The sequence below is a fragment of the Streptomyces sp. NPDC015127 genome, from assembly GCF_043080095.1.
In the GTDB taxonomy this organism is placed as follows: domain Bacteria; phylum Actinomycetota; class Actinomycetes; order Streptomycetales; family Streptomycetaceae; genus Streptomyces.
Map to the genome: position 1 here is coordinate 97586 of NZ_JBIBVE010000011.1, position 10318 is coordinate 107903.

9 protein-coding genes and 1 pseudogene are annotated in these 10318 nt (G+C 71.0%); 8 read left to right on the forward strand and 2 right to left on the reverse strand.

Annotated elements, in window-relative coordinates:
- Window positions 1–10: 10 nt before the first annotated feature.
- From ACF08N_RS22095 to ACF08N_RS22120, 6 genes are all read left to right on the forward strand, one after another.
- Window positions 11–322, forward strand: coding sequence for an urease subunit beta (locus ACF08N_RS22095; protein ID WP_392326363.1), 312 nt, complete (start codon window positions 11–13; stop codon window positions 320–322).
- Entirely contained in the window at window positions 315–2036 is a 1722-nt protein-coding gene (locus ACF08N_RS22100) for an urease subunit alpha (RefSeq protein ID WP_392326364.1), read from the forward strand. Before ACF08N_RS22095 ends, ACF08N_RS22100 begins: the two co-directional genes overlap by 8 nt.
- 325 nt (window positions 2037–2361) lie before the next feature.
- Window positions 2362–3024, forward strand: a complete 663-nt coding sequence (locus ACF08N_RS22105; protein ID WP_392326365.1) for an urease accessory protein UreF — start codon at window positions 2362–2364, stop codon at window positions 3022–3024.
- Between the two features lie 26 nt (window positions 3025–3050).
- On the forward strand, window positions 3051–3734 hold the full coding sequence (ureG, locus tag ACF08N_RS22110) for an urease accessory protein UreG (RefSeq protein ID WP_392326366.1): 684 nt from the start codon (window positions 3051–3053) through the stop codon (window positions 3732–3734).
- Window positions 3735–3743: 9 nt separating this feature from the next.
- Window positions 3744–4493, forward strand: coding sequence for an urease accessory protein UreD (locus ACF08N_RS22115; RefSeq protein WP_392326367.1), 750 nt, complete (start codon window positions 3744–3746; stop codon window positions 4491–4493).
- A gap of 123 nt (window positions 4494–4616) precedes the next feature.
- Window positions 4617–6194, forward strand: a complete 1578-nt coding sequence (locus tag ACF08N_RS22120; protein ID WP_392326368.1) for an alpha/beta hydrolase — start codon at window positions 4617–4619, stop codon at window positions 6192–6194.
- Window positions 6195–6273: 79 nt separating this feature from the next.
- Here ACF08N_RS22120 and ACF08N_RS22125 read toward each other — a convergent pair whose 3' ends face one another.
- Complete coding sequence (locus ACF08N_RS22125; protein WP_392326369.1) at window positions 6274–7002, reverse strand: lysophospholipid acyltransferase family protein; 729 nt, start codon at window positions 7000–7002, stop codon at window positions 6274–6276.
- A gap of 349 nt (window positions 7003–7351) precedes the next feature.
- Window positions 7352–8167 carry a serine hydrolase gene (locus ACF08N_RS22130; protein ID WP_392326370.1) on the reverse strand — a complete coding sequence of 272 codons (816 nt, stop codon included), beginning with the start codon at window positions 8165–8167 and terminating at the stop codon, window positions 7352–7354.
- 545 nt (window positions 8168–8712) lie between these two features.
- Here ACF08N_RS22130 and ACF08N_RS22135 point away from each other — a divergent pair.
- On the forward strand, window positions 8713–9657 hold the full coding sequence (locus ACF08N_RS22135) for a nucleoside hydrolase (protein ID WP_392326371.1): 945 nt from the start codon (window positions 8713–8715) through the stop codon (window positions 9655–9657).
- Window positions 9658–9927: 270 nt separating this feature from the next.
- Window positions 9928–10318, forward strand: a pseudogene (locus ACF08N_RS22140) (hypothetical protein); the annotation flags it as partial.

Genomic DNA, 10318 nt, shown 5'->3' on the forward strand with positions numbered 1-10318 from the left:
GAGGACGCCGATGATTCCCGGAGAGATCCTCTTCGCCGACGAGCCCGTCCCTCTCCACGAGGGCCGCGAGACCACCCGCCTCACCGTCGTCAACACCGCCGACCGGCCCGTCCAGGTCGGCTCCCACTACCACTTCGCCGAGGCCAACCCGGGCCTCGGGTTCGACCGGGCGGCCGCCCGCGGCAAGCGGCTCGCGATCGCGGCCGGCACCGCCGTACGGTTCGAGCCGGGCATCCCCGTCGACGTCGAACTCGTCCCGCTGGCCGGCCGTCGCATCGTCGCCGGACTGCGCGGAGAGACCGGAGGTCACCTCGATGGCTGAGCTCGACCGCGCGGCGTACGCGGACCTCTACGGGCCCACCACCGGCGACCGCATCCGGCTCGCCGACACCGATCTGCTGGTCGAGATCGAGGACGACCGCTCCGGCGGGCCCGGCCGAGCGGGTGACGAGGCCGTCTTCGGCGGCGGCAAGGTGATCCGGGAGTCGATGGGCCAGTCCCGTGCGACGCGGGCCGACGGGGCCCCCGACACCGTCGTCACCGGCGCTGTCGTCATCGACCACTGGGGCATCGTCAAGGCGGACATCGGCATCCGGGACGGGCGTATCACCGGCTTCGGCAAGGCCGGCAACCCCGACACCATGGACGGCGTCCACCCCGACCTCGTCATCGGGCCCGAGACCGAGATCATTTCGGGCAACGGGAAGATCGTGACCGCCGGGGCGGTCGACGCCCACGTCCACTTCATCTCGCCGACCCTCGTCGACCAGGCCCTCGCCACGGGCGTGACGACCCTCGTCGGCGGCGGCACCGGACCGGCCGAGGGCACCAAGGCCACCACCATCACCCCCGGGCCCTGGCACCTCGCCCGGATGTTCGAGGCGCTGGACACGTACCCCGTCAACATCGGCCTGCTCGGCAAGGGCAACACGATGTCGCGCGAGGCCATGCACTCCCAGCTGCGCGGCGGGGCGCTCGGGTTCAAGATCCACGAGGACTGGGGCGCCACTCCGGCCGTCATCGACGCCTGCCTGAGCGTATGCGACGAGACCGGCGCCCAACTCGCCATCCACACCGACACCTTGAACGAGGCCGGATTCGTCGGCGACACGCTCGCCGCCATCGCGGGCCGCACGATCCATGCGTACCACACGGAAGGAGCGGGCGGCGGCCACGCTCCCGACATCATCACCGTGGTGTCCGAGCCGCACGTGCTGCCGAGCTCCACGAACCCGACCAGGCCCCACACCGTCAACACCATCGAGGAACACCTCGACATGCTGATGGTCTGCCACCACCTCAACCCGACCGTGCCCGAGGATCTCGCCTTCGCCGAGTCCCGTATCCGGCCCTCCACCATCGCGGCCGAGGACGTCCTGCACGACCTGGGCGCCATCTCGATCATCTCCTCCGACTCGCAGGCCATGGGCCGCATCGGCGAGGTAGTGATGCGGACCTGGCAGACCGCGCATGTGATGAAGAAGCGGCGCGGCGCACTGCCGGGCGACGGACGCGCCGACAACCACCGAGTACGTCGCTATGTCGCCAAATACACGATCAACCCCGCGGTCGCGCAGGGACTCGCTCACGAGATCGGCTCGGTCGAGACGGGGAAACTGGCGGACCTGGTGCTGTGGGAACCGGCGTTCTTCGGTGTGAAGCCCCAAGTCGTCATCAAGGGCGGGCAGATCGCGTACGCGCAGATGGGCGACGCCAACGCCTCCATCCCGACGCCGCAGCCGGTCATGCCGCGGCCGATGTTCGGCGCGCTGGGGCGCGCGGCGGCGCACGGGTCGTTCAACTTCGTGGCCCGGGCGGCGATCGAGGACGACCTGCCCGGACGGCTGGGCGTGGCGAAGAAGTTCGTCCCGATCACGAGCACGCGGCGGGTCACGAAGGCGGACATGCGGGAGAACGATGCGCTGCCGCGGGTGGAGGTCGACGCGGACACGTTCACGGTGACGATCGACGGCGAGCCGGTCGAGCCGGCGCCCGCGGTGGAACTGCCCATGGCCCAGCGTTACTTCCTCTTCTGATGCGCCCCCGAAACCCACCACCGCCCCCCGCGGGCCTCCGCCCCGCCCCCACACCGGGGCGACGCCCACGCCTGCGCGGCGCCGCGCGGCCACTTGCGGCCGCGCGGACATGCGCTGCTGCTGACCGTGCGTCGCGCCTGCGTCCCGCACACGGGTTGCCGGGTCGGCCCGCGACAGCGTGGCCGGATGCCGGTGGCCCGCCGTGTGCGGCCGGCCTCCGCCGCGGGTGGCGGTCGGCCGCGACGGCGTGGCCCGATGACCGTGGCCCGGCGGCCGAGGGCTTCCGGGCCGACGGGTCGGCACGCCCCACCCCGGCCGGTGTCGAATGAGCCGCGCCGCGTTGCTCGTGCTCGCCGACGGGCGGTTTCCCGCCGGAGGGCACGCGCACTCCGGCGGGGCCGAGGCGGCCGTGCGGGCCGGGCGGATACGGGACGCCGACGGGCTCGCCGACTTCTGCCGCGGGCGGCTGCACACCACCGGCCTCACCTCGGCCGCACTCGCCGCCGCTGCCGCCCTCGGCCACGACCCCGTCGACCTCGACCGCGCCGCCGACGCCCGTACGCCCTCGCCGGCCCTGCGCGCCGCCGCCCGCAAGCTGGGACGGCAGATGATGCGTGCCGCGCGCGCCGCCTGGCCGGGCCCCGAACTCGGCGCGCTGGCCGCAGGGTTCCCCCGGGGAACGCACCAGCCCATCGTGCTCGGCACGGCCGCCCGCGCGGCAGGTCTCGGGCCGTACGACGCCGCGCACTGCGTCGTCTACGAGACCGTCAGCGGTCCGGCGACCGCCGCCGTACGGCTGCTCAGCCTCGACCCCTTCCAGGCCACGGCCGTGATCGCCCGGCTCGCCCCCGAGATGGACGAGGTCGCCGAACACGCCACCGGGGCCGCCCGCGAAGGAGTGGACGCCCTTCCCGCCGCGTCCGCCCCGCTGCTCGACATCACCGCCGAGCAGCACGCGGCCTGGCCCGTACGTCTCTTCGCGTCCTAGACGCCCGCACCAAGGAGCCGCATCCCATGCATCTCGACCACAGCCATGACGAGGCCGCCGCATCCGCCGTCGGCGCCGACGCCGTGCGCCCCGACGGCGCACGGCGGGCCCTGCGGATCGGGCTCGGCGGGCCGGTCGGCTCCGGCAAGACCGCCACCGTCGCCGCGCTCTGCACCGCCCTGCGCGACCAGATTTCCCTCGCGGTCGTCACCAACGACATCTACACCCGCGAGGACGCGGAGTTCCTGCTGCGCAACGCCGTGCTGCCGCCCGAGCGCATCCAGGCCGTCGAGACCGGCGCCTGCCCGCACACCGCGATCCGCGACGACATCTCCGCCAACCTCGAAGCGGTGGAGGACCTGGAGGACACCGTCGGCCCGCTGGACCTCGTGCTCGTCGAGTCCGGTGGCGACAACCTCACCGCCACCTTCTCCAAGGGACTCGTCGACGCCCAGATCTTCGTGATCGACGTCGCCGGCGGCGACGACATCCCGCGCAAGGGCGGCCCCGGGGTCACCACCGCCGACCTGCTCGTCGTCAACAAGACCGACCTCGCGCCGTACGTCGGCTCCGACCTCGAGCGCATGGCGCGCGACGCCAAGGAGCAGCGCGGCGAACTGCCCGTCGCCTTCACGTCGTTGCGCGCGGCCGACGGCGTCCGCCCGGTCGCCGACTGGGTGCGTGCGCAGCTCGCCGCCTGGACCGCCTGAGCGCGCCGGATGAGCATCGAGGCCACGGCCCGCATCGTCGCCGACCGGACCGGCCTGCCCGTCCTGGTCGGCGACGGGCCCCTCGCCCTGCGTCGCACCCGCGCCACGGGCGCGGGCAGCAAGGTCACCCTCGTCGGCGCGATGAGCGCGCCGCTCGGCGGTGACCGGCTCGCCGTGGAGGCCGAGGTGTGCGAGGGCGCACGGCTCACCGTGAACTCCGCCGCCGCGACCATCGCACTGCCCGGACCGACCGCCGAGCACGCTCGCTACGACGTGATCCTCAAGGCGGGGGAGGGCGCCGTACTGCACTGGCTGCCCGAGCAGCTCGTCGCGGCCCGGGGCAGCCTCCTGCACCTGCGTACCCGCGTCGAACTGGCCCCCACCGCACGGCTGGTGCTGCGCGAGGAGCAGATCCTCGGCCGCCACGGCGAGGATCCGGGCACGCTCGTGACCCGCCTCACCGTGCACCGCGCCGGACGCCCCCTCCTCGACACGGAACTCGCCTGCGGGCCCGGCGCGCCGGGCGGCTGGGACGGCCCGGCCGTACTCGCCGGGCACCGGGCTGTCGGCCAACTCCTCGTCGTCGACCCGGCATACGAGGAGAAACCACTCGAACCGCTGCTGCTCGGCCCCACCGCCGCCCTCGCCCCGCTGGCCGGACCCGCCGTTCTGGTCACCGCCGTTGCCACCGACGCGCGCGAACTGCGCCGCCTGCTCGACGACGCTCTGGCCGTGGCCGCTCCGGACCCGCACCGCTGAGCGGATCCCGCGCACCGGTCATTGGTTCGGTAAAGAACGCCTGCACGGGCTGTTCCCCGCTGGCCTGTTGACGAAAGGATCTCCCGGAGTCCTACGACAACAGAAGCAGGGGGAGGTCTCCACGTGAGACGCACAGCAGTGCTCGGCTCGGCCGGCACTCTGATCGCGGGCACGCTCATAGCCGGCGCCATCGCGGCACCGGCGGCGAACGCCGACCACCGTGACCACGGCTGGTCCGAGGCCCGCGGCACGCAGATCGCCGCGGAGCGGGCGGCGAAGCGGGGAATCGACTGGGCGGACTGCCCCGAGGACTGGGGGCTCGCCAAGCCCATCCGGTGCGGATGGGTGAGCGTTCCCCTCGACTACCGCCGGCCCCACGGCAAGCAGATCAAGCTGGCCGTCGACCGCATCGGCAACACCGGCACCAAGGACGAGCGCCAGGGCGCCCTCCTCTACAACCCGGGTGGTCCCGGCGCCTCCGGCATGCGCTTCCCGGCCCGCGTCACCGGTAAGAACCCGCTGTGGGCCAAGACCGCGAAGGCGTACGACTTCGTCGGCTTCGACCCGCGCGGCGTCGGTCACTCCACGCCCATCTCCTGCGTGGATCCCCAGGAGTTCGTCAAGGCGCCCAAGCTCGACCCGGTGCCCGACAGCGAGGCCGACAAGCTCGCCCAGCGCAAGCTCGCCGCCGAGTACGCGGACGGCTGCGCCGAGCGCAGCGGCTGGATCCTGCCGCACATGACCACGCCGAACACCGCACGGGACCTGGACGTCATCCGGGCCGCACTCGGTGAGGAGAAGCTCAACTTCCTGGGTGTCTCCTACGGCACCTACCTCGGCGCGGTGTACGCGACGCTGTTCCCGGGCCATGTGCGCCGGATGGTCGTCGACAGCGTCGTCAACCCGTCCCGGGAGAAGATCTGGTACCAGGCGAACCTGGACCAGGACGTCGCCTTCCAGATGCGCTGGGACGACTGGAAGACATGGGTCGCGAAGAATGACGCCACCTTCCACATCGGCGACACCCCCGAGAAGGTCGAGGCCCAGTGGGTGAAGCTGCGGGCCACCGCGAAGGAGAACCCGATCGGCGGGGTCGTCGGCCCGGCCGAACTCATCGGTTTCTTCCAGAGCGCGCCGTACTACGACTCCTCCTGGGTGCCCGTCGCCCGGACCTGGAGCGCGTACCTGGCCGGTGACACCCAGGCACTGGTCGACGCCGCCGCACCCGACCTGTCGGACACCGCGGGCAACATCCGCTCCGAGAACGGCAACGCGGTCTACACCGCCGTCGAGTGCGCGGACGCCAAGTGGCCCACCAGCTGGAAGAAGTGGGACCGCGACAACACCCGCCTGCACCAGGACCACCCCTTCATGACGTGGGCCAACGCCTGGATGAACCTGCCGTGCGCCACCTGGTCCACCCAGCAGCAGACCCCCGTGGAGGTACGCACCCGCAAGGGCCTGCCGCCCGTGCTCATCGTGCAGGCCACCCGCGACGCCGCAACCCCTTACGGAGGTGCCGTCGAACTGCACCAGCGGTTCAAGGGCTCGCGCCTGATCGTCGAGAAGGACGCGGGGTCCCACGGGGTGACCGGCCTGGCCAACCCGTGCGTCAACAACCGTGTCGACGCCTACCTGCTCAGCGGAGAGCTGGACAGCCGCGACGTGACGTGTGAGCCGCACGCCACGCCGAAACCGTAAGGACACGGACGAACGGGAGGGGGCGGCCGGAAACCGGCCGCCCCCTCCTGTCGTGCATCGCCCGGCCCTCGCCCAGCGCCTAGCGGTTGCGCCGCGGCGGGAACCGCTTCGGCCGCTGCTGCTGTTCCAGCTCCTGCTGCTCCGCCTTGACCTCGGCCGCGTACCGGTCCACGTACTCCTGGCCGGACAGTTCGAGGATGGCGTACATGATCTCGTCCGTGACCGCGCGGATCGCGGCCTTCTGGTTCTCCATGCCCGCGTAGCGCGAGAAGTCCAGCGGCTCACCGAACCTGACCGTGACCCGCTTGATCTTCGGCAGCACCTGGCCCGGCGGCTGGATCTCGAACGTGCCCACCATCGCGCACGGCACCACCGGCACACCGGCCTTGAGCGCCATCACGGCGACGCCGACCTTGCCCTTGTAGAGCCTGCCGTCGTGCGAGCGGGTGCCTTCCGGGTAGATGCCGAGCAACTCGCCCTTGTCCAGCACCCCGAGCCCCTCGCGGATGGCGGCCTGTCCGGCCTCCTTGCCGGAGCGGTCCACCGGGATCTGACCGGCGCTGCGGAAGAACGCGGCGGTCAGCCGCCCCTTGAGACCGGGCCCGGTGAAGTACTCGGCCTTGGCCAGGAAGGTGATGCGCCGCTTGAGGATCGCCGGCATCAGGAAGTGGTCGGAGAACGACAGATGGTTCCCTGCGACGATCGCCGCGCCCTCGGCGGGGATGTGCTCCAGTCCCTCGATCCTGGGGCGGAACAACAGCCGCAGCAGCGGCCCCAGAAGGACGTACTTGAGCACGTAGTAGAACACGGTGGCTCTCTCCCATCTCGGCGCGTCCGCGGCGATCGATCGTAGCCCGACCGGGTCGGGCAGCTCACCGGCCCTGCGTCAGGCACCGATGGTGAGCCTGACGCAGGGGCATGTCGCGTGCCGCCCCTTACCTGTCCGGTGCCCGACGGCACGTGGCATGAAGGGCGGGATCCCCCTTCAGAGGAATGCTCTTCCACTTCCGCCGGAAAGGCCAGGGACGTGGAGGAAGGGCCATCGCCGTCTCTGCGGGCGGGGGCCGAAACGCCAGGGCGCGGAGCGTGGAGCTCCAACGCCCTCGGCGGTTCACCCACGTCTAGCCGCCGGCCGCGACGCCGGGGCGCCCCCTGCCTCACCGGCCGGGGTACAGGTTCCGGTGGATGGACTTCGCCACCCCCTCGATCGTGTCCATGCCGTAGGCCCACCCCGCATCCGGATGCCCGTCCCCGGGAACCCGGTTGTTCTCTGTGAGAACCACCAGGCCGTAGTCGTAGGCCCGTCCGGTGAGCGCGCTCATGCTGTTGACCTTCCAGTCCCCGCGGTCCCAGGGGTCCTCGAGGTTCGCGTCGGAACGCTGAAGCCATCCGTTCTTGACCTGGACGGAGGCGTCCGCGGGGGCTCCGGCGGGCGCTCCCCAGCGCTGATCCGCCTGCACATCGTGCATGAGTCCGAGGATGTAGGCGCGCTCTTCCGCATCCAGGACCGCATCGTCCTCGCCCGTGAGCATTTCGAGCAGAGTGGCCTGGTCCCGGGCGGTGACCTGCGTCAGGCCCATGTAACCGTATTCGTCGATTCTGGTGTTCGTCATTCCGGCATCGTCCAGAAAACACCGGATATTTTCGGGGCCGACGATGTCCCACAACACGTAGGTCGATTCGTTGTCCGAATTCTCGATCATTCTCCTGGCAAGATCCTGCTCCTCTTCGGACAGGTCCCCGTCTCTGACGTGAAGCAGTGCGCCCAGGACGATCGGCTTGACGATGCTCGCCGAGTCGTAGTGTTCATCGGCGCGGTACGTGCAGGACGTGCGCGTGGTCCGGTCGTACAGCACGAGCGAGGCCCAGCTGGCGCGGCCGGCCAAAGAGCGGGCTATGTCCCGGGTCAGGGCCCGGGCGAGCCGGGGTTTCCTGGAGGCGCATTCGATGAGCTCCCCCTTGAGCCGTTGCACGGTGGTTCCCCCGCGGGAGGCTGCGGGAGCGTGGGCCGGCGCCGATGCCGGAACGGGAGGGGATGCCGACGCCGGACGCCCGGCGGAATTCGGAGAGGGTGCCCAAACGGATATGGAAAGGGCAAGGGCGGCCGCGACGGGAATCGTTCCCGCGATCACCTTCGACATCGTCTCACTGAGCATCAGCCCGTTGCCCTTCCGGTTGTCCGCCCGCCTCTGCGAAAGGTGGCAGGCATCGATGCGGCGCCGTCCGGCGCCCGCGAATGCGACGCTACAAGTGGGTGATCTGCCCGGCCCGTTCTGTCGGCCGATAGGCCTAGGCGGCCAGGTGCGGATCGGATGATGAGGGGAAAGACGTCGGCCGAATGGGCTCTCTTCGCCGGAACAGCGATACATCAGGTCCGGACCGTTCGGCGGTGCCGCATGGAAGTGCTCTTCCACCCCTCCGGGGCGGCCACGCCCACGACGCGGCCGGGAAGGACCGGGAGGGGCGCACAGGGGGAGGAGACTGAGGGCGTCCACGCCCCCGCGAGCCGAGGAGAGCCGTGCCCGTCCCCCTCATCATCGACTGCGACCCCGGGCACGACGACGCCGTCGCCCTCATGCTCGCCGCGGCCGACCCGGCGGTCGACCTGCTCGCGATCACCACCGTCGCAGGTAACCAGACCGTCGAGAAGACCACGCTCAACGCCCGCAGGGTGTGCACCGTCGCCGGCATCACGGGTGTCCCGCTCGCGGCCGGCTGCGCCCGGCCCCTGGTGCAGCCCCTGACGGTCGCGGACGACGTGCACGGCGAGTCCGGACTCGACGGACCCCGGTTCCCCGCCCCCTCCGTGGACGTCGTCCCTGAGCACGCCGTGGAGCTGATGCACCGCATCCTGACCGAGTATCCGGAGCCGGTCACGCTCGTTCCCACCGGTCCGCTGACCAATGTGGCGCTGCTGCTCACCCGGTACCCGGACGTCGCCGCCCACATCCGGGAGATCGTGTTCATGGGCGGCTCCACGGAGCGCGGCAACCGGACCCCCGCCGCCGAGTTCAACGTCCACGTGGACCCCGAGGCCGCGGACATCGTCCTCACCAGCGGCGTACCGGTCACCATGTGCGGGCTCAACGTGACCCACCAGGCCCTCGCCACCCCCGACGTGCTGGCCCGCCTGGGGGCACTCGACACCGAACTCGCACGAATCTGCGTCGAGTTGCTCACCTACTTCGCGTCCACGTACCGGCGGCTGTGGGGCTTCCCCGCGCCGCCGGTGCACGACCCCGTCGCCGTGGCCCGCGTCATCGACCCCGAGGCCGTGCGATGCGTGGACGCGCATGTGGCCGTCGAGCTGTGCGGGCGGTACACCCGTGGGGCGACGGTGGTGGACCTGCACCGGTACACCGGCCGGCCCGTGAACGCGCAGGTCGCGGTCGGTCTGGACGCCGACAGGTTCTGGGACCGGGTGGTCGCCGCGGTGGACGTGTTGGGGCGGCGCGCGAGGTGAGGGAAGCCCTGGTCGCGCGTGGCGGGGCGAGGGCGAGTGCCCCACATTTTCGCTGTGACGGCGGTCAAACCTGCCCTCGGCGTGGCGTGCAGTCCCTCGGGTGAATATCCGGCCGAGGGTCACTCATCGGGCCCATGGTGTCGCCCGGATGCCAGGCTCTCCAGTGGTGGGACTTCGCGAATTGGCTGACGGTGAATCACGTCGCCACTGCGATCAGATGAGCCGATGACGTGTCGGGCCTCGCAGTCGCGGCGAAAGGAAAGGCTCACCATGCGCTCTGCCCGCATCCTGCTCGCCTCGGCGGTCGCTACGGCGGCCCTCGCCGTCTCCGGCCCCACTTTCGCGGTGGCCATGGCCGACGACTGGAGCAAGGACGACTCCTACTCGTCGGACAGCGACAAGAAGGACGACTACTCGTCGGACCACGACAAGAAGGACGACGAGAAGAAGGACGACTACGACAAGAAGGACGACTACTCGTCGGACCACGACAAGAAGGACGACGAGAAGAAGGACGACTACGACAAGGACGACGACAAGAAGGACCACGACAAGCCGAACGGCGGCGTGCACACCGGTGGCGGTGCGCTGGCCCGTGTAATGGCTGACGACGAGGACAAGGACGACGAGAAGAAGGACGACTACTCGTCGGACCACGACA

Bases quoted from the DNA above. Each gene is read 5' to 3' on its own strand.
- ACF08N_RS22095 (WP_392326363.1), top strand. From the start codon at position 11: ATGATTCCCGGAGAGATCCTCTTCGCCGACGAGCCCGTCCCTCTCCAC.
- ACF08N_RS22105 (WP_392326365.1), top strand. From the start codon at position 2,362: ATGAGCCGCGCCGCGTTGCTCGTGCTCGCCGACGGGCGGTTTCCCGCC.
- ureG (WP_392326366.1), top strand. From the start codon at position 3,051: ATGCATCTCGACCACAGCCATGACGAGGCCGCCGCATCCGCCGTCGGC.
- ACF08N_RS22100 (WP_392326364.1), top strand. From the start codon at position 315: ATGGCTGAGCTCGACCGCGCGGCGTACGCGGACCTCTACGGGCCCACC.
- ACF08N_RS22115 (WP_392326367.1), top strand. From the start codon at position 3,744: ATGAGCATCGAGGCCACGGCCCGCATCGTCGCCGACCGGACCGGCCTG.